Origin of the sequence: Chryseobacterium sp. R2A-55 (assembly GCF_021401085.1) — a bacterium.
GTDB lineage: Bacteria > Bacteroidota > Bacteroidia > Flavobacteriales > Weeksellaceae > Kaistella.
In genome coordinates, this window is sequence record NZ_JACBFP010000004.1 from 153,204 (window position 1) to 179,029 (window position 25,826).

24 protein-coding genes are annotated in these 25,826 nt (G+C 39.6%); 18 read left to right on the forward strand and 6 right to left on the reverse strand.

The window, feature by feature from the left end:
- Positions 1-6 precede the first annotated feature (6 nt).
- Both L0951_RS06930 and L0951_RS06935 read right to left on the reverse strand, forming a co-directional pair.
- Positions 7-735, reverse strand: coding sequence for an ABC transporter permease subunit (locus L0951_RS06930; RefSeq protein WP_234110502.1), 729 nt, complete (start codon positions 733-735; stop codon positions 7-9).
- 54 nt (positions 736-789) lie between these two features.
- Positions 790-1,335, reverse strand: a complete 546-nt coding sequence (locus L0951_RS06935; RefSeq protein WP_234110503.1) for a CopD family protein — start codon at positions 1,333-1,335, stop codon at positions 790-792.
- Positions 1,336-1,497: 162 nt separating this feature from the next.
- On the opposite strand from L0951_RS06935, the gene L0951_RS06940 reads away from it, so the two are divergent.
- Complete coding sequence (locus L0951_RS06940; protein WP_234110504.1) at positions 1,498-3,651, forward strand: M12 family metallo-peptidase; 2,154 nt, start codon at positions 1,498-1,500, stop codon at positions 3,649-3,651.
- 154 nt (positions 3,652-3,805) lie between these two features.
- Positions 3,806-5,965, forward strand: coding sequence for a M12 family metallo-peptidase (locus tag L0951_RS06945; protein WP_234110505.1), 2,160 nt, complete (start codon positions 3,806-3,808; stop codon positions 5,963-5,965).
- A 74-nt stretch (positions 5,966-6,039) separates the two neighbouring features.
- Here L0951_RS06945 and L0951_RS06950 read toward each other — a convergent pair whose 3' ends face one another.
- Complete coding sequence (locus L0951_RS06950) at positions 6,040-6,867, reverse strand: S-adenosyl-l-methionine hydroxide adenosyltransferase family protein (protein ID WP_234110506.1); 828 nt, start codon at positions 6,865-6,867, stop codon at positions 6,040-6,042.
- A gap of 127 nt (positions 6,868-6,994) precedes the next feature.
- Here L0951_RS06950 and L0951_RS06955 point away from each other — a divergent pair, with 127 nt between their 5' ends.
- The 3 genes from L0951_RS06955 to L0951_RS06965 all read left to right on the forward strand — a co-directional run bounded on the left by L0951_RS06955 (position 6,995) and on the right by L0951_RS06965 (position 9,414).
- Positions 6,995-7,954 (forward strand): PhoH family protein, encoded by a 960-nt coding sequence (locus tag L0951_RS06955; protein WP_234110507.1) that lies wholly within the window; start codon positions 6,995-6,997, stop codon positions 7,952-7,954.
- Between the two features lie 147 nt (positions 7,955-8,101).
- Complete coding sequence (locus tag L0951_RS06960; RefSeq protein WP_234110508.1) at positions 8,102-8,659, forward strand: porin family protein; 558 nt, start codon at positions 8,102-8,104, stop codon at positions 8,657-8,659.
- A gap of 143 nt (positions 8,660-8,802) precedes the next feature.
- Positions 8,803-9,414, forward strand: a complete 612-nt coding sequence (locus L0951_RS06965) for an OmpW family outer membrane protein (RefSeq protein WP_234110509.1) — start codon at positions 8,803-8,805, stop codon at positions 9,412-9,414.
- A gap of 80 nt (positions 9,415-9,494) precedes the next feature.
- Here the strand turns inward: L0951_RS06965 and ffh are convergent, their stop codons facing one another.
- Positions 9,495-10,862: a signal recognition particle protein gene (ffh, locus tag L0951_RS06970; protein WP_234110510.1), complete on the reverse strand. Its 1,368-nt coding sequence runs from the start codon at positions 10,860-10,862 to the stop codon at positions 9,495-9,497.
- Between the two features lie 415 nt (positions 10,863-11,277).
- Here ffh and L0951_RS06975 point away from each other — a divergent pair, with 415 nt between their 5' ends.
- From L0951_RS06975 to atpG, 8 genes are all read left to right on the forward strand, one after another.
- Positions 11,278-11,553, forward strand: coding sequence for an AtpZ/AtpI family protein (locus tag L0951_RS06975; RefSeq protein ID WP_234110511.1), 276 nt, complete (start codon positions 11,278-11,280; stop codon positions 11,551-11,553).
- Positions 11,537-11,950 carry a hypothetical protein gene (locus tag L0951_RS06980; RefSeq protein WP_234110512.1) on the forward strand — a complete coding sequence of 138 codons (414 nt, stop codon included), beginning with the start codon at positions 11,537-11,539 and terminating at the stop codon, positions 11,948-11,950. Before L0951_RS06975 ends, L0951_RS06980 begins: the two co-directional genes overlap by 17 nt.
- 705 nt (positions 11,951-12,655) lie before the next feature.
- A complete protein-coding gene (gene atpB, locus L0951_RS06985) occupies positions 12,656-13,813 on the forward strand; it encodes a F0F1 ATP synthase subunit A (protein ID WP_234110513.1) in 1,158 nt (385 codons plus the stop codon).
- 62 nt (positions 13,814-13,875) lie between these two features.
- Positions 13,876-14,070 (forward strand): ATP synthase F0 subunit C, encoded by a 195-nt coding sequence (atpE, locus tag L0951_RS06990; RefSeq protein ID WP_048498244.1) that lies wholly within the window; start codon positions 13,876-13,878, stop codon positions 14,068-14,070.
- 95 nt (positions 14,071-14,165) lie between these two features.
- Entirely contained in the window at positions 14,166-14,663 is a 498-nt protein-coding gene (gene atpF, locus L0951_RS06995; protein WP_234110514.1) for a F0F1 ATP synthase subunit B, read from the forward strand.
- Between the two features lie 2 nt (positions 14,664-14,665).
- The gene (atpH, locus tag L0951_RS07000) at positions 14,666-15,205 is read left to right on the forward strand and encodes an ATP synthase F1 subunit delta (RefSeq protein WP_234110515.1); all 540 of its coding nucleotides are present in this window, start codon (positions 14,666-14,668) and stop codon (positions 15,203-15,205) included.
- A gap of 18 nt (positions 15,206-15,223) precedes the next feature.
- Complete coding sequence (atpA, locus tag L0951_RS07005; protein ID WP_234110516.1) at positions 15,224-16,801, forward strand: F0F1 ATP synthase subunit alpha; 1,578 nt, start codon at positions 15,224-15,226, stop codon at positions 16,799-16,801.
- Between the two features lie 89 nt (positions 16,802-16,890).
- A complete protein-coding gene (gene atpG / locus L0951_RS07010) occupies positions 16,891-17,748 on the forward strand; it encodes an ATP synthase F1 subunit gamma (RefSeq protein ID WP_234110517.1) in 858 nt (285 codons plus the stop codon).
- 47 nt (positions 17,749-17,795) lie between these two features.
- Here atpG and L0951_RS07015 read toward each other — a convergent pair whose 3' ends face one another.
- On the reverse strand, positions 17,796-19,676 hold the full coding sequence (locus tag L0951_RS07015; RefSeq protein ID WP_234110518.1) for a tetratricopeptide repeat protein: 1,881 nt from the start codon (positions 19,674-19,676) through the stop codon (positions 17,796-17,798).
- Between the two features lie 10 nt (positions 19,677-19,686).
- Entirely contained in the window at positions 19,687-20,418 is a 732-nt protein-coding gene (locus L0951_RS07020) for a LytR/AlgR family response regulator transcription factor (protein ID WP_234110519.1), read from the reverse strand.
- A 232-nt stretch (positions 20,419-20,650) separates the two neighbouring features.
- Between L0951_RS07020 and L0951_RS07025 the strand changes: the two genes are divergently transcribed.
- The 5 genes from L0951_RS07025 (at position 20,651) to L0951_RS07045 (ending at position 25,694) form a co-directional block, all read left to right on the forward strand.
- Positions 20,651-21,121, forward strand: a complete 471-nt coding sequence (locus L0951_RS07025) for a T9SS type A sorting domain-containing protein (protein WP_234110520.1) — start codon at positions 20,651-20,653, stop codon at positions 21,119-21,121.
- A 41-nt stretch (positions 21,122-21,162) separates the two neighbouring features.
- A complete protein-coding gene (locus L0951_RS07030) occupies positions 21,163-23,079 on the forward strand; it encodes a hypothetical protein (protein WP_234110521.1) in 1,917 nt (638 codons plus the stop codon).
- A 177-nt stretch (positions 23,080-23,256) separates the two neighbouring features.
- A complete protein-coding gene (locus tag L0951_RS07035; RefSeq protein WP_234110522.1) occupies positions 23,257-24,615 on the forward strand; it encodes a hemolysin family protein in 1,359 nt (452 codons plus the stop codon).
- Positions 24,616-24,682: 67 nt separating this feature from the next.
- Positions 24,683-24,991, forward strand: a complete 309-nt coding sequence (locus tag L0951_RS07040) for an ATP-dependent Clp protease adaptor ClpS (protein ID WP_234110523.1) — start codon at positions 24,683-24,685, stop codon at positions 24,989-24,991.
- Between the two features lie 46 nt (positions 24,992-25,037).
- Complete coding sequence (locus tag L0951_RS07045; protein ID WP_234110524.1) at positions 25,038-25,694, forward strand: rhomboid family intramembrane serine protease; 657 nt, start codon at positions 25,038-25,040, stop codon at positions 25,692-25,694.
- Positions 25,695-25,826: the final 132 nt, after the last annotated feature.

Below are 25,826 nucleotides of genomic sequence, written 5' to 3' on the forward strand. Positions count from 1 at the left end.
TAAAGATTACTTTTTGTTTTGCACAAAAACTTTGGCCGAAAAAAGAAAAATTCCAATGACCAAAAGAAAATAGAAAACATCTCTGGTGTCGATTAATCCTCTGGTGAACGCTAAGAAATGCTGATAAAATCCCAGATTGGAAAGCAGGTAATCCGCTCCGCCCAAGAGTTTGTAGCTCGCCAACTGTTCAATCCCGAAATAAAAAATAAAACAAAGGAAAACGCCCAGCAAATAAGCCATAATTTGGTTTTGCGAGAGGGAAGAAGCCAAAATCCCAACGGCTGAAAAAGCGGCTGTCAAAACGGCCAATCCGAAGTAGCTTCCCAAAGTAGCACCGAAATCAATATTTCCTTCAGGAACACCCAAAACATAGATGGTGTAAAGATAAACGATTGATGGAAGCAGACAAAAAACCCCAACTAACCAAACGGAGAGAAATTTCCCAAGCACGATCTCAGAAATTTTTACAGGTTGCGAAAAAAGCCAACTCAGTGTTCCGGATTGCTGTTCCTCCGCCAAGGTTCTCATGGAAATTGCCGGAATGATGAACATGAACAACCAGGGCACAAGTACAAAATAGCTTTGCAGAGTGGCGGATCCAATGTCGAATATGTTGGAATCATTTTCGAAGAAAAACAAGAAAAGTGTGCTGATCAAGCTGAAAGCGCCGATGATCAACCAAGCGTTCCAGTTTCCGAAATAGCTCCAAAGTTCTTTTTTAAAAATTGCAATCATAGCATGAAAAAGAGAGCGGAAAGACCTAAGTTTTCAAAGTCTTCACTACAAAAATTATTTTTTCTTTTTATTGACTAGTTTCACGGTCGTCACGATGAAAAATACCAAAACGAAAAATCCGGCGATTAATTGCCACCAGAATTCGATGACCATTGATTTTAGGATCACGGTGAAAACGACCAGAAATAAAATGAAGGTCGCGATTTCGTTTGCCTGTCGAAGCTGGATGTTTTCTATCGGCAGAGTATTTCCCTCTAATCTTTTGATTTGCAGTACTTTTTTCCAACACCAGAAGTGATAAAATCCCAGTGCAATCAGAAAGCTCAACTTTAAATGAAACCAAGGCGTTTTCATCAACCCAAAATTTAAATAAATCAAAGTGATACCACTTAAAAGCATGATCAATCCAGCAGGAACGGTAATGATATTCCACAATCTTCTCGCCATGAAAACATATTGTTCCCGCAGGATTTTCTTTTTGTTTTCTTCAAAAACGTCCGTATCCTTATAATAGACAAAAATTCTGACGAGGTAAAAAATCCCGGCAAAATAACTGACCATGAAAATGATGTGAATGGCTTTAATAATTGAATACAGCATTCGGAAAGTTTAGCTGCAAAGATAAGGGTTTTGCAGAACTGTTGAACTGAAGATTCCACTTAATGAGCATTTACTTTTGTTAAATTCTAAAATGAGGTCCATAATCTCAAATATTTTTAGTTTTTTTGTGGATTGATAAAATATATTTAAATATTACTATTTATGAAAAGAATTTTCCAATTGTGTTTCAGTTTGGCAATTTTTTCTGTAGGATTTTCGCAGAATTTGAAACCGGTTGCACAAAAAGTCAGAAATTCACAAACGGCAAAAAAAACATTTGTAAAGTATGATCTGTTCAAGGCCGATGCTTCCACCCAAAAATTAGCTCAGTATAAGGCGGCAGCAGAAGATATTACGGTACTGCAGATTAACAAAACCGAAATTCAGCGTCTGAATTCTGAAAAACCGGAAGCGTTGGAAATGAGCTTTCCGTTTGAAGGCAAAATCCTCACACTCGAACTGGTGAGAAACAATTTTTTGACTCATGATTTTGCCGTTACAACCGAAAAAGGTTCGGCAAATTATGCGCCGGGAATTTATTACCACGGAATTGTGAAAGGCGACAACGAATCTCTGGTTGCAGTAAGTTTTTTCAAAGACGAAGTGATGGGGGTGACTTCCATCAAGGATATAGGAAACATCGTCCTGGGAAAAATCAAAAACTCAGATGATTATGTTTCTTACAATGACCAAAAATTGAAGGGAACAAATCCTTTTACCTGCGGCACAGATGATCTTCCCGAAAATCGAAGTGCGGAGATTTCCTATGATCCCAAAATGGCTTCGCAGGCATTGTTGACAGACAATTGCGTGAGAATCTATTACGAAGTTGGTTACGGCCCATACACGCAAAATGGTTCAAATGTGACCACTGCGACAAACTGGGTTACTGCAATGCACAATAATATTTCCACACTCTATGCCAATGATGGGGTAAATGTGGCGCTAAGTTCTGTAATGGTGTGGACTACAAATGATCCATACTCCGGTGCACCAGATGTGATTCTTGGGCAGTTCCGATCAACAAGAACTACCTTCAATGGTGATATCGCACAATTGCTAAGAAATCCGGCAACTACAAGTATCGCTTATTTGAACACACTGTGTACTAATTCTAACTATTCCTACTGCGGGGTAAACTTTTCCTATGCAAATGTTCCGACTTATTCGTGGAATATTGAAGCAATGACGCATGAGATTGGACATAACTTGGGGTCTCCTCATACGCATGCCTGCAAATGGAACGGAAATAACACAGCAATTGATGGTTGTGGTCCTGCTTCAGGAAATAATGAAGGCTGCAACGGCCCGCTTCCAACAGGAACAGGTGGAACTATTATGAGTTACTGCCACCTTGTTAGCTCGGTGGGAATTAATTTTGCAAATGGTTTCGGACCGCAACCAGGAGCTTTAATCAGAGGTAGAATCAATGGCAGCGGATGTTTAGGTACGGATTGTGTTTCTTCATGTGCACAAACAGTTACCGGATTTGCCGTATCAAATATTACGAGCAATTCGGCAACTGCCACCATCACCGATCCAACCGGAACAAACTGGAGATATACTTTGACCAAAGGTGACGGAACAGTGGTAGAATCCAGCATTGTGACCAACAAAATAATTAATTTGACCAATTTACAGCCGGGAACTTTCTATTTCATCACGGTTAGTGCTCCTTGTACCGGACCGGAAGCCTACGCATCCAAACAGTTCATTTACACAGATGCGGATTGGTGTTCAGGAGTTCTGGTAACTGATTCCGGCGGTCCGAATGCCAATTATACCGACGGCGAAAGCTGGATCAAGACTTTTTATCCAACTAGTCCTAACGACAAACTTAAAATCACTTTTACAGAGTTTGATACAGAACCCTCTTCGGATTATTTGATTATTTACAATGGACCAAATACTGCTTCGCCTAGATTTGGATCCACCTGGAGTGGAACTACCATTCCTGGTCCTTTCACTTCTACTCATGCAACAGGTGCAATAACTTTGAGATTTATTTCAAACGCCACTGTCAACAGACCAGGTTGGAAGGCAAATTTCGAATGTCTGACTTTGGGAACAGGTGAAAATAACTTTGCGGGGGGTGTACATATTGCCCAAACGTCGGTAAAAGGAGTGTTTATGATTGTTTCAAAAGATAGATTGCTGTCTTATCAGGTATTCGATGCGTCTGGAAAAGTCCTGAAAAATTCATCAAAAATCACAATGTCTCAAGAGAAACTTGACCTATCCAATTATCCTGCGGGAACTTATTTGGTGACGGTTTCTACTGAAAAAGAAACGGTGACCAAGAAGATTCTTAAATAAAAGAATTATTAAGAATTCCTATGGGCCAAAGCGAAAGTTTTGGCCCATTTTATTTTGAAGTTCGGTTTCATGGAAACGTTAAATATGGAAAATATCCATAAGATATCGTTTTTTTTTACTTTTTTTGTAATACTTAAATCAATTAATTAAGAACATGAAAAGAATATTACAGATTTGCCTGAGTTTGGCATTTTTTGGTTTTGGATATTCGCAAGATTTGAAGCCAGTCGCACAAAAGGTAAGAAATGCCCATTTGGCAAAAAAAACCTTCGTTAAGTACAGCCCGTTTGCGGTGGATCAGTCGCCTCAGAAATTGGCGATCTATAAAAATGCTGCGGACGATATCACCGTGATGAAGCTTTCCAGCTCAGAAATCCAAAGAATCACAACTGAGAGACCAGATGCGTTGCAAATGGATTTTCCGTTTGAAGGAACTACCATTACAGTTGATTTGATCAGAAACAGTTTTTTCACTCATGATTTTAAAGTCAATACTGACAAGGGATTTGTAAATTATTCACCAGGAGTGTATTACCAAGGTATTGTGAAAGGAGACAACGAATCGTTGGTTGCAGTTACTTTCTTTGAAAACGATGTTGTGGGCGTAACTTCTGTTAAGAATATTGGAAACATTGTGATTGCCAAAGCGAAGAACACTGATGATTTTGTTGTCTATAATGACCAGAAGCTCAAAGGTGCGAATCCTTTTGTTTGCGGCGCCGATGAACTGATAGAAAACCAAAAATCGATGCCGGTTTACCACCCGAATATGATGACCACGAAAGCAACCGATAATTGCGTCCGAATCTATTATGAAGCGGGTTATGGACCCTATACCCAAAATGGAAGCAGTATACCCGCCACCGTGAACTGGGTAACCGCGATGCATAACAACATTGCTACCCTTTATGCCAATGATGGTATTACGGTGGCTTTGAGCCAGGTTTATGTATGGACGAGTACTGATCCTTATTCTGGTTCACCATCCAATATTCTGAATCAATTTCGAAATACAAGAACAAGCTTTGACGGAGATGTCGCACAGCTGCTTAGAAATCCAGCTACCACCAGTATTGCCTGGGTTGATGCACTCTGCACCAGTTACAGATATTCCTATTCCGGAGTAAACCAAACTTATCAAAATGTTCCGACCTATTCGTGGAATATCGAAGCAATGACCCATGAAATAGGGCATAACTTAGGTTCGCCGCACACCCACGCATGTGCATGGAATGGAAATAACACAGCAATTGACGGATGTGGTCCTGCGTCTGGAAATAACGAAGGCTGCAACGGTCCGCTTCCAACCGCGACAGGGGGAACGATTATGAGTTATTGCCATTTGGTTAGTTCGGTGGGAATTAATTTTGCAAATGGATTTGGACCACAACCAGGGGCATTGATCCGCAGTAGAGTTAATGCAAGCGGTTGTCTGGGGACAAATTGTATCACAAGCTGCCCGCAAACTGTGACGGGAATTAATCTGTCTAATGTGACCGCGAACTCTGCAACAGCCACCATTGTGGATAATATCGGAACTAGCTGGAAATACCGCGTTGCCAAAATGGACGGAACGGTGATCCAAAACGGAACCACCACAAATAAGGTCTTTACGGTCAACAATCTACAGGAAGGAACCTATTACAAAATCATGGTGGGAACTTTAGGCTGTTCAGGTCCCGAAGCGTTCCAAGTCGAAGAAATGCTTCTGACCGATGCCAATTGGTGCAACGGAGTAATGTTTACCGATCCGGGGGGTCCAGACGCCAATTATTTTCCAAATCAGACTTTGACGAAAACTTTTTACCCGGCCAATGCAGGAGATAAAATGAAAATAACTTTCACCCAATTTGATACTGAGCAAGGATACGACTTTATGAATGTTTATGATGGACCTTCTACTGCATCTCCGAAATTTGCGGGTGGAAGTAACATCAGCGGAACAACGATTCCTGGTCCGTTTCAGTCCACCCATGCTACAGGTGCGATCACCGTGACGTTCCTGTCTGATCCGGCAGTTGTGGGGGCAGGTTGGAAGGCTACTTTTGAATGTGTGACCTTGGCAACTGGTGAAAATGACCTGAACAAGGGAGTTTTAATTGCCAAGACAGAGCAGAATGGAATGTTTAGCATCACCTCAAAAGACAGAATAATTTCTTACCAGGTATTTGATGCTTCTGGAAAGCTGATGATGTCTGGTGCAAAAACAGGAGGTAATTCCGAGAAAATTGACCTTTCACGAAATCCCAAAGGAACCTATTTGGTGAGCGTAACCACTACCTTAGAAACAGTTACCAAAAAAATCATCAGATAAAAATATTGCACAGAAAAATAAAAGCCAGTTCGCAACGAGCTGGCTTTTGGTTTTTGGTTTTTGCTTCGGAAAGCTTATTGGAATTCAATGAATATGTTTTCGCCCACTTTCAATCCGAAAAGTGTTTTCGCGCCGCTGTTTGCATTTCCTTTGTAGATCGTAAGTTCAAGTAATCCGGCATTGTTGAAGATCGCGGCTGATTTTCCATGGTATTCATGTTCTTTTTGCCAGTTTCCGACCAAAGCGGTGTACCGGTCGTGTATTTTTGAAAGTGCTAAATTTCTAAATTTAATGATGAACTTTTCGGATCCGATTCCACAATTTTCAAAAAAGCTTTTGCTGATGTTCGAAATCACATTGCCGAAATTATCCACATACATCACCTCCCCAATGATCATCCGTTCGTTTTCATTAAATACCGGTTTGGGAAAAGACAATTGTTTTGGAGATTTGAACTTCCTCCCGATTACTTCAGGTAAACCTCCATTCTGAAGATGCACTGCAACCGGAACAAAGATGTCAGTAGAGGTAAATGTCACTTCGTCATCAAACCTGTTATTTAAAGTGATTTCGTAAACCGCCTCTGGTTTTTGATCAAAAAATATAAGGCTCAATAAGCCATTGTCTGCTGCGATGAAATAGTGACCGTCTGCTTTATACAGGATAGATTTTCTGCTTTTGTTAAAAAAACTGTCCACGGAAATAATGTGGACCGTGCCTTTTGGGAAAAAAGAGTAGGCGTTTCTTACGATGTAAGCCGTTTGCAAAAGGTCGTATGCCTGGATCTCATGTGAAATATCAACAATCTGGATGTCCTCTTTCAAAGACAGAATCTTGCCCTTCACAGCGGGAACCCTGTAATCAGTAAGACCGTAATCAGAGGTGAGTGTAATGATAGCCATTAAAAAAATAGAAGTTGGGCAAATTTAACCCAAAAAAATATTTTTTCCCCCCATTGTGGAAAAGTAAAACTTGAATTTCAAAATAAAATTGATACTTTTAACAAAATATTAAACAATCAGAAGATAGATGTTTGAACTGAATTACGAAATCACCGGAATTGCTTCAAAAACCTTTTACGGGCCCAATAATCAATATTTTAACCTCATCAAGTCCAGTTTTCCAACGCTGAAAATTACGGGAAGAGACCTTTTCATTTTCGCCATGGGAAATCAGGATGCTTTGGATATCCTAAAAACCAAATTGGACGATATTGTAGGTTTTATCTCAAAAAATAACGACATTACTTTAAAAGACATCGAAAACATCCTTAAAATTAAGGATGAAAATGAAAAGCAACTGGTTTTCGACCAGGATATCATCGTGAAAGGGGTGAATGGAAAAGTAATCAAGGCCAAAACCACCAATTTGAAGAAGCTCGTGAAGGAATCCCAGGTAAAAGACATGGTCTTTGCAATTGGACCTGCCGGAACCGGAAAAACCTATACCAGTGTCGCTTTGGCGGCAAGAGCTTTGCGGGACCGGGAAGTAAAAAGAATTATTCTGACGAGACCTGCGGTGGAAGCGGGAGAAAGTCTGGGATTCTTGCCGGGAGATCTGAAGGAAAAACTGGATCCCTATTTACAGCCCCTTTATGACGCACTCCGCGACATGTTTCCGCATGAAAAACTCGAAGGATTTATTGAAAAGAAAGTCATCGAAGTGGCGCCTCTCGCATTTATGCGCGGAAGAACACTGGATGAAGCATTTGTAATTCTGGATGAAGCCCAGAATACAACGCATGCACAGATGAAGATGTTTCTGACCAGAATGGGAATGAACGCCAAATTCATTATTACCGGTGACCCAAGTCAGGTGGATTTGCCGATGAAGCAGAAATCCGGACTCAAAGAAGCCATGCGAATTCTTAAAGATGTGGAAGAAATTGGCTTTGTGCACCTTACCGAAGAAGATGTGGTGCGGCATCCTGTGGTGCGGAAAATCATTACTGCCTACGGAAAAGAAGAAAAGAGATTGAGAGATGAGTAGTTATCCACATTTCCACATTAAGCTATTATTATGTTTTTGTCATACTTTTAATAGTTATTAAGAACAAAATGAAAAAAAAACAGCGGAAAATTTGTGGATTAAAAAAAAGATTTTATATTTGCCGAAACAAATTAAAATTTTTTAATCATGAGAAAATTATTTTTAGCTGGTGCATTGGCACTTTTTGGAGCAATGAGTGCTCAAACCTTTGGACTTAAAGCAGGTATGAACGTTGCTTCCGTTACTAAAGGAGATGGTTCAAGAATAAGCCTTAATGCTGGTGCATTCATGAATATGCCTGTTGCGACGAACTTCAGTATTCAGCCGGAAGTACTATACAGCGGTAAAGGTGCTAAGATAAAAGAAGAAGATATGAAAGCTACCGCAGCATTGGATTATATTTCAGTGCCCGTAATGTTCCAGTACAATGCACTGCCTAATTTATATTTGGAGGCAGGACCAGAATTCAGCTTCTTGCTTAGTGCAAAAGCGAAAGGAGATGGAGAATCGCTAGATATCAAGGATTCTGTTAATTCTTTTGATTTCGGTATCGGCTTGGGTGCGGGTTATTTCTTCACACCACAGATCGGGCTTACTGCAAGATATGTTGCAGGTATGACTGAAGTTGACAAAGATAATTCTGGAGGAGATAAAAGAAAAAACAATGTTTTCCAGGTAGGTTTAGCTTATAAATTTGGAAAATAATCAAAAAATAGTAATGTACCGCCTCAAGAACTGGGGCGGTATTTTTTTTGCCTAAATCTGAGGGACCTGATCATTTTTTTCAATTATTCCATGTGCGCTTCAGGTAAATTGCTTATTTTTGCCGCTAATCTTAACAAAAAACTATGAAGAAATTATTATTAGTGGGTGCTTTTGCACTTTGTGGGGCTATGAATGCTCAAATGGAAAAAGGAAGCTGGATTGTTTCAGGTAAAACAGGAATCGGTTTTAATTCTGCTACCTCCAAATACAGTGCAGAGGGACAAACAATCGACGGTCCTAAAGTTTCATCTTTTTCTATTACACCAAGCGTGGGGTATTTTGCAATAAGCAACCTTGCTATCGGAGTGGATCTTAGTTACACTTCTACCAAAACAACTTTCAAGAATTCCATGGTTGGCGTAAATTATGAAGAAAATCAGTCTATGATTGCGGTTTTGCCAAATGCAACCTATTTCTTCGCAACCGGAACTAAAGTAAGACCCTATTTGGGAGCTGGTGTTGGTTACGGAAGTGCAACTTCAACAGATTTTTACAATGACAGTGAAACTACGAAAGGAGGTCTGCTTTGGGGGGCAAAAGGTGGAATGGTGTATTTGCTGAATTCAAGCATTGGATTTGATTTAGGTGTTGGATATAACAGCTTCACAACCAATGAAACCGTGGAATCAGTAAAAGTGAAAACTACGGTAGATACTTTCGGTGTCAATGCGGGCGTATCACTGTTTTTCAAATAGAGAAACAAAAAAAAATATCCATAAAAAATCCCGAATCGCGAGATCCGGGATTTTTCGTATTTCGTATTTCGTCCTTCTGATTATCTTCCAAAAAGGTTTCCACCCATTCCGGGGATTTTCGGCATTCCTTTGCTCATCATTTCCATCATCTGTTTTCCTTGCGGTCCCTGCATCATCTTCATCATTTTGCCCATCTGTTCGAATTGTTTCATCAGTTGGTTCACATCCTCTATTTTTCTTCCGGCGCCTCTCGCAATCCTATTTTTTCTTTGGGTATTGATGATGGAAGGTCGTCTTCTTTCCTCCGGCGTCATCGAATGGATAATTGCTTCAATATGTTTAAAGGCGTCATCCTGAATATCCACATCTTTTATTGCTTTTCCAACTCCCGGAATCATTCCCATCAAATCCTTCATGTTTCCCATTTTTTTGATCTGGTTGATTTGTTTTAAGAAATCGTCAAAACCAAATTCGTTCTTAGCAATCTTTCTTTGCAGTTTTTTTGCTTCTTCTTCATCGAACTGTTCCTGTGCTCTTTCCACAAGGGAAACCACGTCTCCCATTCCCAGGATTCGGTCCGCCATTCTTTCCGGATAGAAAACGTCCAGTGCTTCCATTTTTTCGCCGGTTGAAATGAACTTGATTGGTTTTTCAACTACGGAACGAATCGTCAAAGCAGCACCACCACGGGTATCACCATCTAATTTCGTTAAGACTACCCCGTCGAAATTCAAAGCCTCGTTGAATGCTTTCGCGGTATTCACCGCATCCTGTCCGGTCATGGAATCCACCACGAAAAGGGTTTCGTCTGGTTTGATGAAAAAATGAACGGATTTTATTTCGTTCATCATTTGTTCGTCAATCGCCAAACGTCCCGCCGTATCTACGATCACCACATCGTGATTGTTCGCTTTAGCGAATTTCACTGCATTTTCTGCAATTGCGGAAGGATTTGTGGCACCTTCTTCAGTGTAAACCGGAATTCCGGTTTGCTGACCCAGAATTTTCAGCTGGTCGATTGCTGCAGGTCTGTAAACGTCACACGCCACCAAAAGCGGCTTCTTATTTCTTTTTTGTTTTAGGTAATTCGCCAATTTCCCGGAAAAGGTAGTTTTACCTGAGCCTTGAAGTCCGGCAATCAAAACCACCGATGGTTTTCCGGAGAGATTGATTCCTTCCTGAGTTCCACCCATCAAATCGACCAATTCATCATGAACGATTTTGGTCATTAACTGTCCGGGAGTCAAACTTGTCAAAACATTTTGTCCTAACGCTTTGTCCTGAACTCTTTTGGTTAAATCTTTTGCGATTTTGTAGTTCACATCGGCATCAACCAAGGCGCGGCGAATCTCTTTGACCGTTTCGGCCACGTTGATTTCAGTGATTTTTCCACGTCCGGAAATATTGTGTAGGGCCTTATCTAATTTGTCCTGTAAACTGTTGAACATTATTTATTGTTTAAGATTTGCAAAAATAGGGAAAATTTGGATAATTGTTTAAATTTGGCTGTTTGATTCAACTTATGCCCATTAAAAATGTAAAAAGCACACACCCTCCAAAATACTTCAGAATGAATCAACCACAAAAGTTAAATACAAAAAGTGGTCTGCAAAATAAGTCGATTAATGGGTCACAAAAGAAAAAATTGGACCTGTCTGCCAGCAGACAGTGATTTCTTGACTTTTGTGCGCTTATTACTTACATATTTTTATGTATTTCTAGTTCTAAAGCATTTATTTTTGTGCTTTTCGTTGTTAGAATATTAATGCTTTTAACCTGTGTTTGACTCTCATTTCAAAATGCGCGTTTCGTCTCACACAATGACAAAAATGTAAAACCAACTTAAATTCCTATTTTTGCAAAATGTCCGAACATAATTCCAGTCACGAGAATTTCACTCCTGAAGACGAGAAAAAATTTGCCGGCAACAGTTTGCGGCAGTACGGAGTTTATTCCGGAATTGTCTTCCAGATGTTGGCCACGATGGGGCTTGCTTTCTGGGGCGGGAAAAAACTGAATGACCATTTTGGGATTGAAAGTAATCTCTTGACGCTCGGAATCGGTTTGCTTGGGATGGGACTGGCTTTCTATAATTTACTAAACCAACTGAAAAATATTCAGAATGAAGATAAAAAGTAACACCTTATATATAATACTGTATTTTTTGATGTTTTTTGTGCATTTCGGGATTTGGCAATGGCTGAAAATCGGTTTAGAGCCGACTTTCATTAAGTATTATCTTTTCCTGACCCTGCTTTTTGTGACGGTGGTGACTATACTTTCCATCATTAAAAACATTTTTCCCACCTACATCGGTTTTGCGTTCATGGGTTTGGTGATGTTCAAGTTGATGATTATGTTTCTGGCAATGAACAAACTTCATCTGAGCGAAGTTCCCAATTACAAAGTCCACTTCATTATTCCTTACCTGATTTCACTTTTGCTGGAAACTTTGTATGCGGTGAAATTGATTCAGAATGAGTTTGCAAACAAGGAATCGGTTGATAATCAAGCTGAATCCGAAGACATGTCCTAGTATTTTGGTATTTTTATGGATAAACTTTTTATCTTAATCATATAAATTCATAATGATGGCGGAATTTAGAAAACCTTCTTCCCGGAAAAAACTGAAATCAGAATTCTTTAAATCTAAGAGGAGAAGTTCTTTTTAGATGCCATTATTTTAGTTGTGGATTTGAACCGGCATTATCCCATATTTACTGATGCAGCGAAAATTACTAGTTTAACTGACCATTCGAAATTCCAAGTTTACACTTCACCAATTTGTCTGGCGATTGCTTTTTATTTTGCGGAAAAGAAGAGTGGAACCGCTTCAGCAAAAAATAAAATTGATATTCTTTTTCTAAGAATACATATTGCGACCACGGAATATTATTCGTCGATAAATTCAGGTTTTATCATGATCATTACCTAATATGTCACAGGTTTTTATTTTTCTGATATCCCAGTTTTAGATTGCAGAAATTTTCTTGAAAATCTGTCTTTTAATTGATATGTAATGTTTCCAATTTTTATTTCACCATTTTCATTAATGGGATGTCTTAAATGTGCAATGAAAGCGATTGGGAATCTGTTTTGTGAAACATTTTAAACAGTAGTTTTAATCCGTCAATTCTCAAAGTTTCTACGAAAATCAAAAATGAAAAAAATCATCAAAAATTGATTTCCATATTATGATTATTTGTCCTATTTTTGCAAAACTTTAAAATAAGATATATCAATGCTGAAAAGAGTAGTACTTGTATTAGGTTTTTTATCGACATTTTCTATCGCAAACGCACAGCATGAAACGGCTGAAGCACCTGCAACACAGCAAGAAACTGAAGCCAAAGCGCCGATTTCTGAAAAAGAGAAATCAATGGAAGAAGTGAATGCATTCAAACAGCACCACGTTTTGGATGGACACAGTTTCACCATTTTGGCAAAGAAAAACGCAGACGGTACTGAAACTCCAATCGGTTTTCCGCTTCCGGTAATTTTTTATGATGAAGCAAACGGACTTCACACAATGATGAGTTCAGCTTTTCAGCCAACAACCGATGCGCACGGAAATAAATTCGAAATTGTGGAAAGTAAAGGTGCAAAATACGCACTTTTCCATGAAAGAATTCTAAAAGCTAATCCCGATGGATCTTTAACTCTTGATGAACATCACCACGCAACCAATGAAAAAGTATGGGATTTCTCAATCACGAAAAGTGTTCTGATGATTATCGTTACTGCACTTTTGATGTTTTGGATTTTTAGTTCTATGGCTAAAAACTACAAAAAATCTTTAGTTCCATCAGGTCCCGGAAAATTATTGGAACCGATCGTTCTATTCATCAGAGACGATATCGCCAAACCAAACATCGGTCATAATTATAAAAAATACATGAGTTATTTATTGACCGTGTTTTTCTTCATCCTGATTTTGAACTTATTTGGTTTGATGCCTTTCGGAATTAATGTTACCGGAAACATCGCAATTACTTTCGCATTAGCGATTATCACTTTCTTCATCACGCAGTTTACTGCAAACAGGCATTACTGGCAACACATTTTCTGGATGCCGGGATTGCCCTGGCCAATGAAACTGATCATGATGCCGATTGAGGTGATCGGAATGTTCATCAAACCGTTCTCACTGTTGATTCGTCTCTTTGCGAACATGTCTGCAGGACACTTAATTGTGATGAGTTTGATCGGACTGATCTACGTATTTAAAAATGTAATCGCCGGAGTTGCGTTCCCATTCCTTACTTTCGTATTGTATTTATTGGAAGTTTTGGTGGCATTCCTGCAAGCTTATATCTTCACAATGCTTTCCGCAGTGTATTTCGGAATGGCAAATGAAGAACACGGACACGAAGGAGAAGAAGGAGGATTGACTCATTAGCAGACAAGAGACACGAGTTAATCTCATAACAGAAACGAACTAATTTTTTAAAATTATATATTATGGAAATGCCTAAAATCATTGGTGCAGGTTTAGTAGTAATCGGAACAGGTATCGGTATCGGAAAAATCGGTGCTGCTGCTTTGGAAGGTATGGCTAGACAACCTGAACAATTTGGTAAACTTCAAACTGCGATGTTGATCGCGGCAGCTCTTGTAGAAGGGGTTGCGTTTGCTGCATTATTCGCTGTAAACTAAGAAGTGAAAAACTTTCATCTGCCGGGAACGGTTGGTTACGGCAGATGATTTTTTAAAAAATTAAAAACAATTACAATATTTTATCATAACTCATTATGGGATTATTAGAAAATTTTTCATCAGGTCTATTCATCATCCAGTCGCTGATTTTCATCGTGCTTATCTTAGTTTTGAAAAAATTTGCTTGGAAACCTATCCTTGACGCTTTGAACGAAAGAGAAGTGACGATTGTGGATTCTTTGAACCAGGCAAAATTAGCAAAGCAGGAAGTTCAGAATTTAAAGGCAGAAAACGAGAACATCATCCGCGAAGCCAAAGTGGAAAGAGACAATATCTTGAAGGAAGCCAGAGAAATCAAGGAAAGAATTGTGGGTGAAGCTAAAGATGCTGCTAAAGCAGAAGGCGACAAAATGATTGAGCAGGCAAGGCAGTCCATCCAGGCTGAAAAATCTGCAGCAATGGCGGAGATCAAAAACCAAATCGGCGCACTTTCTGTAAACATCGCTGAGTCTATCTTGAAGCAAAAGCTAGACAACGATGGCGCGCAAAACGCTTTGGTGGAAAATATTCTTAACAAAACTAATCTGAACTGAAAATGCTTACAGGTAAAGTAGCAAAAAGATACGCTCAAGGTTTGCTTAATTTCACGCAGGAAACGGGAAACACCAATTCGGTTTTTACGGAAATGGGTGACGTTTTGAAAACCATTTCGGGTTCCAAGGAATTGCAGAATTTCTTCAATTCACCCATTATCGACGTGAAGAAAAAACTGGGTGTTGCAGTGGAGATTTTCAAAGGGTTTTCTCCTGTGACAAAGAATCTCATCCAGTTGGTCATCAAGCACGGAAGAGAAAGTCAATTGCAGCAGATTGCACAGGAATTCATCAACAAAGTGGAAGATATGAACGGTGTTCAGAGAATTACGCTGACTTCCGCCACAAAACTTTCCGGTGAAAACATCGATAACATACTTAAATCTACCTCTTTGGTGAATCACGACAATAAATTCGACGTGAAATCCATCATCAATCCTGAAATCTTGGGAGGTTATATCTTAAGAGTTGGCGATCAGCAAGTGGATGCTTCAGTAAGAACCAAACTGAACAAACTGAGAAAAGAATTTCAATTAAATTAAGACAAAAACAACCATAAAATGGCAGAAATAAATCCGGCAGAAGTATCTGCAATCCTTAAACAGCAGTTGGCAAACTTTGATACACAGACAAATGTGGAAGAAGTGGGAACTGTTTTGACCATCGGTGATGGTATCGCTTTAGTGTACGGTTTAGAAAATGTTCAGTACGGTGAATTGGTGAAATTCCAGAGCGGTATTGAAGGAATCGTATTGAACCTGGCAGAAGACAACGTGGGAGTTGCCCTTCTTGGTGAATCAAAATTAGTGAAGGAAGGTGATACTGTAAACAGAACCAACAGAATTTCCTCCATCAAAGTAGGAGAGGGAATGTTGGGAAGAGTAGTAGATACGCTCGGAAATCCAATCGACGGAAAAGGTCCAATCACAGGTGATCTTTACGAAATGCCATTGGAAAGAAAAGCTCCGGGTGTAATTTTCCGTCAACCGGTAAATGAGCCGTTGCAAACAGGAATCGTGGCTATCGACTCCATGATCCCAATCGGAAGAGGACAAAGAGAGTTGATCATCGGTGACCGTCAAACCGGGAAAACCACCGTTGCAATTGACACGATCCTTAACCAAAAAGAATTCTACGATGCAGGCGAACCTGTATTCTGTATATATGTTGCTGTTGGACAAAAAGGTTCCACTGTAGCACAAATCGTTCAGACTTTGGCAGATAAAGGAGCTTTGGCATACACCGTAGTTGTTGCTGCAAACGCTTCTGACCCTTCACCAATGCAGGTTTATGCACCAATGGCAGGAGCTGCAATCGGTGAGTATTTCCGTGATACAGGAAGACCGGCTTTGATTATTTATGATGACTTGTCTAAACAGGCAGTTGCTTACCGAGAACTTTCTCTACTTTTGAGAAGACCACCGGGACGTGAAGCATATCCTGGAGACGTTTTCTACCTTCACTCAAGATTGTTGGAAAGAGCAGCAAAAGTAATTGCGGACGACACGATCGCTTCTCAAATGAACGATTTGCCAGAATCTCTAAGACCTTTGGTTAAAGGTGGTGGATCCTTAACTGCACTTCCGATCATTGAAACCCAAGCGGGGGACGTTTCTGCATATATTCCAACGAACGTAATTTCTATTACAGACGGACAGATCTTCCTGGAATCCGACTTGTTCAACTCCGGAGTTCGTCCTGCAATCAACGTGGGGATCTCTGTTTCTCGTGTTGGAGGAAATGCACAGATTAAATCCATGAAAAAAGTTTCTGGTACATTGAAACTTGACCAAGCACAATATAAAGAGTTAGAAGCTTTTGCCAAATTCGGCTCAGACCTAGATGCTTCTACACTTGCCGTTATTTCCAAAGGTGAGAAAAACGTTGAAATCCTGAAACAGCCGGTAAACTCTCCGCTTCGTGTGGAAGACCAGGTAGCGATGGTTTATGCTGGAACTGAAAACCTTTTGAGAAATGTGCCGGTTAAGAGGGTAAAAGAATTCATGAAAGAATACACGGAATTCTTGAAATCCAAGCACCCTGAAACTATGGCTGCAATCAAGTCCGGAAAAATTGACGGTTCGGTAACTGATGTATTAAAACAAGCAGCAACTGAATTAGCGTCAAAGTATAATTAAAAATTTTGTTTGAGGTTTAAAGTTTCCATTTTTTCGTTGAGATTTTAAACCTTAAACTTCAAACCTTAAACTTTGAACCAAATTTTATAATGGCAAATTTAAAGGAAATACGAGGAAGAATTACTTCGATCTCTTCTACAATGCAGATTACGAGCGCGATGAAAATGGTTTCGGCAGCGAAACTGAAGAGAGCGACCGATGCCATTGTCATGTTGAGACCCTATTCCGAAAAGCTTCAGGAAATCATTGAAAACGTGAGTTCCACCACCGATTTGGAAGAGGTGGCAACTTATGCTGCAGAAAGAGAAGTGAAAAAAATTCTCTATATTGTGGTGACTTCAAACAAAGGACTTGCAGGAGCGTTCAACTCTTCTGTAATCAAAGAACTGAATCAAGCAATCGGAAATACCCAGCACGAAGTGGAGATTCTTTCGGTGGGTAAAAAAGTATTCGAAGCGGTAAAAAAGAACAGAACGGTTTACGATAACCAAAGTGCTATTTTTGATTCCATGAGTTTCGAAGCGGTTTCAAACTTTATGGAACACGTGATGAAGGATTATCGGGAAGGAAGATTCGACCAGGTTTTCGTGATTTATAACAAATTCATCAATGCGGCAACGCAGGAAGTGAAAACCGAGCAGGTTCTACCGATTTCAATGGCTGAAAAAACCGAAAGTGCAAACACCGATTATATTTTCGAGCCGAATGCAAAAGAAATCCTGGATGTTTTGATTCCAAAATCCATTAAAACGCAGGTTTACAAATCCGTTTTGGATTCTATCGCATCGGAGCACGGTGCGAGAATGACCGCGATGCACAAAGCTACAGACAACGCTCAAACTCTGAAAAATGATCTTGTAATTTTCTACAACAAAGCTCGTCAAGCAGCGATTACCAATGAAATTTTGGAAATCGTGGGTGGAGCGGAAGCGTTGAAGAACTCGTAAGAACTCGTTAAGAAATCTATAAAAGCACCGGATTTTTCGGTGCTTTTTTATTGAGGGATTTTTAGCTGAACGAAAGTTCCCGTTGCTCGGTTCTGATCATCAACTAAATCAAGTATTTTAAGCGAGTATTCTTTGGCGTAAAAACTTTCGAGCCGACGCTCCGAAATAAGGATTCCTTGAGATTCTTTCCTACTGGGATTGGTGTTGTTGATTTCTTCAGATTTTTTTCTGCCAATTCCATTGTCTTGGATTTCGATGGAGATTTTGGAATTAGATCTGGAAATTTTTATGTTGAGTTTTTTTTCGTCTTTTTTGATCGCTAAACCATGCCAAATTGCATTTTCCACGAAAACCTGTAGGAGAAATGCCGGTACTTTCACCGCTTCCGTGTTGATCGATTCATCAATCTCTATGGTGTAATCTATTGTTCCGCCGAATCTCATGTTTTCGATAGACAGATAGTTTTCCACATTTTCAAGTTCTTTTTTAAGTGTGGTTTCCTTTTGCTGAATTCCAGTTAAGACGTTGCGGAAAATTTTGGCAAATTTGTTCAAGTAATACACAGAATTTTCGGTGTCGTTTTTCACAATATAGGATTTAATGGAATTCAGGGCATTAAAGATAAAGTGCGGATTCATCTGAAGCCTGATCAGGTCTTGCTCCATCAGCAGCATTTTTCTCTCTTGTCGCAATTGTTTCTGCCGGCTCATGAAGTAGTAAAATATGATTCCCATGATAATCACGATCAGCGAAACGTAGAAAATGAGCTTGGTGGAGTTCATTTTGATCATCATCTCTTCTTTCGCTTCTCTCAGTTCATTGATTTCGTTTTTTCGCTTTTCCAGTATATATTTGTTTTTAAGTTCGTTGATGCTTTTAAACGTATTTTCGCTATTGAGCTTTTCTTTTTCCGTGGCAAAGATTTTATAGAATATCAATGCGGAATCTACTTTATTTTCTTTCTGATAAAGTTTGGAAAGCAGTTCACAGGCGTCGATTGTGGAAGAAGTGAAGTTGTTTTTTTTAGAAATCTTCAATCCTTTCAAAATCGTGGATTTTGCTTTGGATTTGTTCTGGAGCATAAAAAGCCAGCCTGTGTTAATGTAGGAGAGTGCGGTGTAAAAATCATCTTGGATCTCTTCAGATTCTTTGATGGTGGGCAAAATGTATTTTTCTGCTTCGGCCAATCTGCCTTGTTTCAGGTAGATACCTCCAATGCTATTGTTGCAAATAAGCTCACCTAATTTTGAATGGATCCTCTTATTGTAAAAAAGCGATTTTCGGTAGTTTTTCAGCGCGGTTTCCAAATCATTTTTCTTTTCGAAAATCCCACCAATATTTTGGTGATTGATGGCTAATCCCAATTGGTTGTTGATTTTTTCCTCTATTCCAAGTGATCTTCGGAAATATTCAAGGGCATCGTCTAGTTGGTTCATGGTGAGGTAAACATTGCCCAAGCTGTTGCAAGAAATGGCAATATTTCTCAAAATTGTTTCGTTTGGATGTTTGACAGATTCGGCAAGCTCCAACGCTTTCTGATGATATTTTATGGCAGGAATTATATCGTCCCTCCTTCTAAAAACGACACCCAGTAAGTTCTGACTGATAATGGTTTGTTCCACATTTTTAGTGTCTTCAGCAATTTCCAATGCCTTTTGATGCAAGTCAAAAGCTCTGGAATAATTGGACTTATTTCGGTAGAAAACACCGAGTTTATTCAAAAAAAATGATTCGGCAGTTTTATTTTTATTTTTCTGGCTTAATGACAAGAATCTCTGAAGGGAAATCGTGTCACCCGAAATTTTCTGGTAGGTACTGTCAAGGAAAGCATTGTCTGCTTTTAAATTGGCGGTAATATTCACGATATTCTGCTGCGAAGGAAGACAGGCAGGAATCAGAAAAAATATAGTGATGGCTAAAGCTCTCATCCCAATGAATTCAGAAATGATCCAGAAAACTTGTTTTCTTCTGCCTGGAAACTGGAATTTTAATGTTGTTGCATAGAATTACGTGGGAATCGTTCTTCAAATATTCCAGGACCTTGTTCATATTGATAATGTAAGAGTGATGAATTCTAAAAAAATCGTCAGTGAGTTTTTCTTCCAATTGTTTTAAAGGTGTTGAAATAAGTATTTTCTTTCCGTTTTCCAAATAAATCGTAGAGTAATTACCATCACTTTCGCAGTAAATAATATCATCTGGTTGCAGGAACATCAATTTTCCATCTGTATTGATGATGATTTTTTTGTTACCTTCTTTTTCGGCCTTTCGATAAAGTTTTTCTTCAAAATAATTGATGAAAACATGTTCGTTTTTGAAGTTTTTAATTTTTTCAATGCACTGTCTCACCGCTACAGAATCGGTTGGTTTTTGTAAAAAGTCGAGGCACTGCTTCTTGATCGCCGGTAATGCGTAATCTTGATAAGCGGTGGTAATAATTACGGCAAAATCTCTTTTTGTGAAATTTTCCAAAAATTCGAAGCCGCTCATTTCGGGCATTTCAACATCCAGAAAAACGGCATCCACCTCATTTTTTTCTAAGAAAAGGATCGCATCCGATGCGGCGTCAAATGTTGCGATAACGCGGATTTCGTCCTTAAAGTTTTCCAGTTCCCATTTTAGGCATTCCAGTGCGTCGCTCTCATCGTCTATTAAAATTGCAGTAATCATTGACTTAGTTTTTAGTCAAAGTTATACATTAATTACGGAAAATTAATTAAAATATTTAGGCTGGGTTCAGCAGAATCGTTGCTTTATGCAGATTTTTTGCTGATGAGAAAGTTTTTCACTCCATTTATACAGAATTTCGGGCCAAATGTACAAAGCAAGTTGTGAAAAAATTATTTTATTGAGAATTTTGGAGACGTAATACTAATAACCATTTTTTCCAAAAACAACAGTTATGAAAATTTTTCTTCTTGTTTTCTCCGCAGCTGGTTTATGCATTTGCAATGCACAAACATCAGTGAATAATTCAGGCGGCGATGTTTCCGCAGGTAGCGGAAGCGTCAGTTATTCGATAGGGCAGGTTTTCCAAGAAACCGTTTCTGCTGGTGGGAACTCCATTATTCAGGGGGTACAGCAACCGTATGAAATTACATTACTCGGGGTGGATGATTTTGCCAATGTTACCCTTGAAATGAAGGTGTACCCCAATCCAACCACTTCTATATTACTCTTGAATTTCCCTGGTTTTTCTAGGGATAATCCCTCATATGAGCTTTTTGATGCCTCGGGAAAGTCAGTTCAAAATGCTAAGATCCAAAGCAAAGAGACCACAATCGATATGATTCAAAACCCATCCGGAATGTATATTCTGAGAGTCTCATCCGGAAATAATGTGTTGAAAACATTTAAAATTATCAAGAAGTAAAGTCAGTCAGTATCTCGAATTCAAAATAAAAATTAATAACCATGAAAACCATTTTTACCAAAATCACCGCTATTTTAATCCTATTGTTATTCCTAAAGATTAATGCGCAATCACCGAACCTTATCAACTACCAGGCAATTGTACGAACCACCGGAAATGTTCTGGCAATGAACAAAACTGTTGGTGTGAAAGTCAGCATTTTACAGACTTCCCCTTCTGGGACGGCTGTGTATCAGGAATTGTTCACCCCAAGTCCAACCACAAATGCCAACGGATTACTAACTTTACAAATCGGTTCCGGGACACCGCAAACAGGAACTTTTGCTGCTATTGACTGGGGAGCCGGTCCTTATTTCGTGAAAACTGAAATCGATCCGAATGGAGGCACTTCTTATTCGTTGGTTTCCACTTCTCAACTTCTTAGTGTTCCCTATGCACTGAGCGCAAAAACAGCCCAGTCCGTTACAGGAATTACAGGGACAAACAATAAAGTACCCAAATTCATTTCAGCAAACAGTTTGGGTGATTCGCAGATTTCGGACAACGGAACATCGGTAGGAATTAATGTAGGGACATTGGACCCCAACATTAGATTCCAGGTTCAGAGTACAACCGGCGCCAATTCATTTAGGAGTACCTTAGTCGGAGTTCCGGCAACTTCTATTGCAACGGCCGGATCAATTTATGGTGAATCCACAACAGGTATAGGGGTCATTGGTGTGAGCAGCTCTCAAAACGGCATTTATGGCCTTGCTTCAGGAACTCTTGGTGGAACTGTAGGTGTCAACACCGGTACCGGAAAAGGAATATGGGGTGTTGCTACAGGAGCAGGAGTTGCCGGTTTTTTTGACGGAGGAACTTCCGGCAAGGGACTTATCGTAAGCAATGGCGCAACCGGAATAGGTACAGAAAATCCTACCGGAAGACTTACCGTAATGCAACCTTCAACCCCGGTCGCCGGAATCGACAATTACCCGGCTATTTCCGGGTACTCTTATACAGCAGCTGCAAGTTTGAAAGGAGGAGTTTACGGTTATTATAATACGGCGAATTACGGTACCGGAATTCACGGTATAGGGTACAATGGGGTGGAATTTACAGATGCCAATTCTAATTTTGGGACTGGTAATCAGGATGTCGGCGTTTTTGGTTCTGCAAATACAGCGGGAGTTGAAGGCGTTTCCACGGCTGGAATAGGGGTTGTGGGATACAACAAAAACAGTTCGTTTGCAGCAACCACAGGAGGTGGAAATACCTATGGAGTTTATGGTTTTGCAAACACAATTGGAGGTTCCACTGTTCCTGCCACGCGTTACGGAGTTTATGGTTTTGCCTCAGGAGCTGCAACAAATTATGCCGGCTATTTTAGTGGTAATGTACAGGTTACCGGATCACTTGCTAAAGGCAGCGGTACGTTCAAAATCGACCATCCACTCGACCCCGAAAACAAATACCTCTACCATAGCTTTGTAGAAAGTCCAGATATGATGAATGTGTACAACGGAAACATCACCACTGATTCCAATGGAACAGCTTATGTGAAAATGCCGGAATACTTCAGTGCCTTGAATAAGGATTTTAGGTATCAGCTAACGGTAATCGGTACTTTTGCGCAGGCAATTATCTCGCAGGAAATCAAAGAAAATACATTTGTCATTAAAACCGATAAACCAAACATCAAAGTAAGTTGGCAAGTGACAGGGGTTCGTCAGGATAAGTTTGCAAATGCTCACCGAGTAATTCCTGAGGTTGAAAAAGAACAGGAAATGAAAGGTAAGTATCTACATGCCAAAGAATGGGGTAAACCTGAAAGCCAAAGCATTGATTTCAAAAGTAGACCCTTGGATAAAATGCCCGAAACCGTCATGAAGGGAAGAACAACGGAAGGCAATGTAAAAGCTGTACAAAATGAGAAAACAGAAAAAGGCGAAGTAGCTGGTGTGACCATTAAAAATTAATCCCAAAAAAACACATAATTAGTTAGCAAATCGGCTGTTCATAATAAGGCAGTCGATTTTTTTTATTGTTTACATTTATGATTATCAATTGGTTATTAATTACTTGAATGGGTGGACTCAATCCTCCATGGAATAAATTTTTTAACTATCTTTGTCGCAATTATTTTTAATTTTTAAATGGACTCGGACGCCGTCAAGCTTTTATTAGCTTTATTCTTAGTATTACTCAATGGTTTTTTCGTAGCCGCAGAATTCTCAATCGTTAAAGTTCGTTACTCACAAATCCAACTGAAAGCCGCGGAAGGAGTCTCCATGGCGAAACAGGCAGAGCATATCATCAAGCATCTTGATGCCTACCTTTCTGCAACTCAGCTCGGGATTACACTGGCTTCCCTTGCTTTAGGTTGGGTCGGTGAAAGTGCTATGCACCATGTGGTAGAGAAAGTTTTCTTTTATTTCAATTTTCCAATTGAAGAAGCAACCATTACCACGATTTCTTTGGTCATCAGTTTCTTGATTATCACCATCATGCACATTGTCTTCGGTGAATTGATTCCTAAATCGATCGCAATCCGAAAATCTGAAGCTACCGCAATGGCGATTTCAATGCCACTCCGTGGTTTTTACACGGTTTTTAAACCATTCATTTGGTTGATGAACTCGATGTCTAATTCATTCTTAAGATTGGTCAAGATACACCCCGCATCGGAACATGAAATTCACTCCACCGAAGAATTGCAATTGCTGGTAAAACAATCTGCAGACTCTGGTGAAATTGAAGAAGAAAATTACGAAATCATCAAGAACGCATTCGATTTTACGGATCATTCCGCAAAGCAAATTATGGTTCCGCGCCAGAATATTTCTTCGATTGACATAGAAGAACCGATTGAAGAAATCATCAATAAGATTATGGATGGTGGCTATTCCCGGCTTCCTGTGTACAAGGATTCCATAGACAATGTCATTGGGGTACTTTATGCAAAGGAAATTATCCGAGAATACGTCAGAAGAAAAGGAGAATTGAATCATGATGATTTAAAGGAACTCATGCGTGAAGCTTTTTTTGTTGTCGGAAGCAAGAAAATTTCTGATTTGCTAAAGGTCTTCCAGCAAAAAAAGCAGCACCTGGCAGTTGTTATCGACGAATTTGGTGGAACGGAAGGTATCATCACCCTTGAAGATATTTTAGAGGAACTGGTGGGGGAAATACAGGATGAGGAAGATGACGAAGAAAAAATTGTGGACAAAGTAGGTGAAAACGTTTTCTGGGTTCAGGCGACTCAGCCTTTAGATGAAATTAATGAGTTTTTGCCTAAAGATTTACCGCTCTCTGAAGATAATGAATACAATACTTTGGCAGGCTTCATCCTTCATGAACTTGAAGATATCCCGGAAGAAAACCAAGAATTTGAGATAAAGGATTATCATTTCAAAATTTTGAAAATGAATAACAAATCGGTGGATCTAGTAGAGTTGATTTATCAGGAACCATCCATCATTGATGAGATTTCGGAAGAAATCGGTGAGCCATAGAAACGTGATCTTTCGCGCGCTGTGAATGTAACAACTTGCATAATTTTGCACTTTCAAAAAACAGAAAATGTCCAAACAAGTATATTTTTCAAAAAGTTATGACGATCCCAAAAGGGAGCATCAGCAAGATGTTGACATATTGGAATTGGAAGACGAAGTTTATAAACTCGTTTTGTGGAATGACGATGTGAACACTTTCGATTTCGTGATCGAATCACTTATGGAAATCTGCGGGCACACACTGGAGCAGGCGGAACAATGCACCATCCTGGTTCACTACAAAGGAAAATGCACCGTGAAAACCGGGAGTCTGGAACTTTTAAAACCCATGCACGAAAAATTGAAATCGAGAAGCCTCACTTCAGAAATCGTTTAATCTGCCTAAGTTTCACATCGCTGAAACTTTTTATTTATAGCCAAAAATGAACACACTTTTATTAATCATCATCGCCGCCACGGCAATTATCAGTTATTTCGGATTCAATAATCCGCAGCTTTTTGATAAATACAAATTCAATGTCGGTGCAATCCTGAACCGAAAAGAATACATCCGATTGATTTCTGCAGGATTCCTCCACGCAGACCTGATGCATTTGCTCTTCAACATGATGACGCTTTATTTCTTCGGTCCAATTGTGGTTCAGGTATTTGGAGAGATGGGATTTCTTGCGGTGTATTTTGGTTCCATCTTTTTGGGGAATTTATTTTCTCTATACCTATATAAAAATCAGTCATGGTACTCAGCGATCGGTGCAAGTGGTGGTGTTTCCGGAATACTGTTTGCTTCCATCGCCATGATTCCAGATTTGGGAATCTATTTCTTTTTCATTCCGATCCCTATTCCCGGCTTTATTTTTGGATTTCTATATTTCGCCTATTCCGTTTACAGCATGCTGAATCCCAGAGAATCAGACAATATTGGTCATGCGGCGCATTTGGGTGGTGCCTTTTTCGGCTTGGTTTATGCGGTGGCATTGCAGCCCGCTCGAGCCATTGAAAATTCACTTTTCCTGGTAATTATGTCATTACCGCTCATTTACATGGCTTATCAGGTATTTATCAAAAAGAGAATCGGTTAGTAAATTTCGATGGAGGTCTTCAGGAGCATGAGTATTTTTGCTTCTTTTCACTTTCGGACCCGCTTTCCGCACTCGCTTTTTTCTGCCATTGCGTAAGACTTGTTCCTTTCTGCCGACTACAGTTAAGCAGTA

What these genes read in the sequence shown, in the direction of transcription:
- L0951_RS06930 (WP_234110502.1), bottom strand. Translation starts at nt 735, where the DNA reads ATGATTGCAATTTTTAAAAAAGAACTTTGGAGCTATTTCGGAAACTGG.
- L0951_RS06935 (WP_234110503.1), bottom strand. Translation starts at nt 1,335, where the DNA reads ATGCTGTATTCAATTATTAAAGCCATTCACATCATTTTCATGGTCAGT.
- L0951_RS06940 (WP_234110504.1), top strand. Translation starts at nt 1,498, where the DNA reads ATGAAAAGAATTTTCCAATTGTGTTTCAGTTTGGCAATTTTTTCTGTA.
- L0951_RS06945 (WP_234110505.1), top strand. Translation starts at nt 3,806, where the DNA reads ATGAAAAGAATATTACAGATTTGCCTGAGTTTGGCATTTTTTGGTTTT.
- L0951_RS06950 (WP_234110506.1), bottom strand. Translation starts at nt 6,867, where the DNA reads ATGGCTATCATTACACTCACCTCTGATTACGGTCTTACTGATTACAGG.
- L0951_RS06955 (WP_234110507.1), top strand. Translation starts at nt 6,995, where the DNA reads ATGTTTGAACTGAATTACGAAATCACCGGAATTGCTTCAAAAACCTTT.
- L0951_RS06960 (WP_234110508.1), top strand. Translation starts at nt 8,102, where the DNA reads ATGAGAAAATTATTTTTAGCTGGTGCATTGGCACTTTTTGGAGCAATG.
- L0951_RS06965 (WP_234110509.1), top strand. Translation starts at nt 8,803, where the DNA reads ATGAAGAAATTATTATTAGTGGGTGCTTTTGCACTTTGTGGGGCTATG.
- ffh (WP_234110510.1), bottom strand. Translation starts at nt 10,862, where the DNA reads ATGTTCAACAGTTTACAGGACAAATTAGATAAGGCCCTACACAATATT.
- L0951_RS06975 (WP_234110511.1), top strand. Translation starts at nt 11,278, where the DNA reads ATGTCCGAACATAATTCCAGTCACGAGAATTTCACTCCTGAAGACGAG.
- L0951_RS06980 (WP_234110512.1), top strand. Translation starts at nt 11,537, where the DNA reads ATGAAGATAAAAAGTAACACCTTATATATAATACTGTATTTTTTGATG.
- atpB (WP_234110513.1), top strand. Translation starts at nt 12,656, where the DNA reads ATGCTGAAAAGAGTAGTACTTGTATTAGGTTTTTTATCGACATTTTCT.
- atpE (WP_048498244.1), top strand. Translation starts at nt 13,876, where the DNA reads ATGGAAATGCCTAAAATCATTGGTGCAGGTTTAGTAGTAATCGGAACA.
- atpF (WP_234110514.1), top strand. Translation starts at nt 14,166, where the DNA reads ATGGGATTATTAGAAAATTTTTCATCAGGTCTATTCATCATCCAGTCG.
- atpH (WP_234110515.1), top strand. Translation starts at nt 14,666, where the DNA reads ATGCTTACAGGTAAAGTAGCAAAAAGATACGCTCAAGGTTTGCTTAAT.
- atpA (WP_234110516.1), top strand. Translation starts at nt 15,224, where the DNA reads ATGGCAGAAATAAATCCGGCAGAAGTATCTGCAATCCTTAAACAGCAG.
- atpG (WP_234110517.1), top strand. Translation starts at nt 16,891, where the DNA reads ATGGCAAATTTAAAGGAAATACGAGGAAGAATTACTTCGATCTCTTCT.
- L0951_RS07015 (WP_234110518.1), bottom strand. Translation starts at nt 19,676, where the DNA reads ATGAGAGCTTTAGCCATCACTATATTTTTTCTGATTCCTGCCTGTCTT.
- L0951_RS07020 (WP_234110519.1), bottom strand. Translation starts at nt 20,418, where the DNA reads ATGATTACTGCAATTTTAATAGACGATGAGAGCGACGCACTGGAATGC.
- L0951_RS07025 (WP_234110520.1), top strand. Translation starts at nt 20,651, where the DNA reads ATGAAAATTTTTCTTCTTGTTTTCTCCGCAGCTGGTTTATGCATTTGC.
- L0951_RS07030 (WP_234110521.1), top strand. Translation starts at nt 21,163, where the DNA reads ATGAAAACCATTTTTACCAAAATCACCGCTATTTTAATCCTATTGTTA.
- L0951_RS07035 (WP_234110522.1), top strand. Translation starts at nt 23,257, where the DNA reads ATGGACTCGGACGCCGTCAAGCTTTTATTAGCTTTATTCTTAGTATTA.
- L0951_RS07040 (WP_234110523.1), top strand. Translation starts at nt 24,683, where the DNA reads ATGTCCAAACAAGTATATTTTTCAAAAAGTTATGACGATCCCAAAAGG.
- L0951_RS07045 (WP_234110524.1), top strand. Translation starts at nt 25,038, where the DNA reads ATGAACACACTTTTATTAATCATCATCGCCGCCACGGCAATTATCAGT.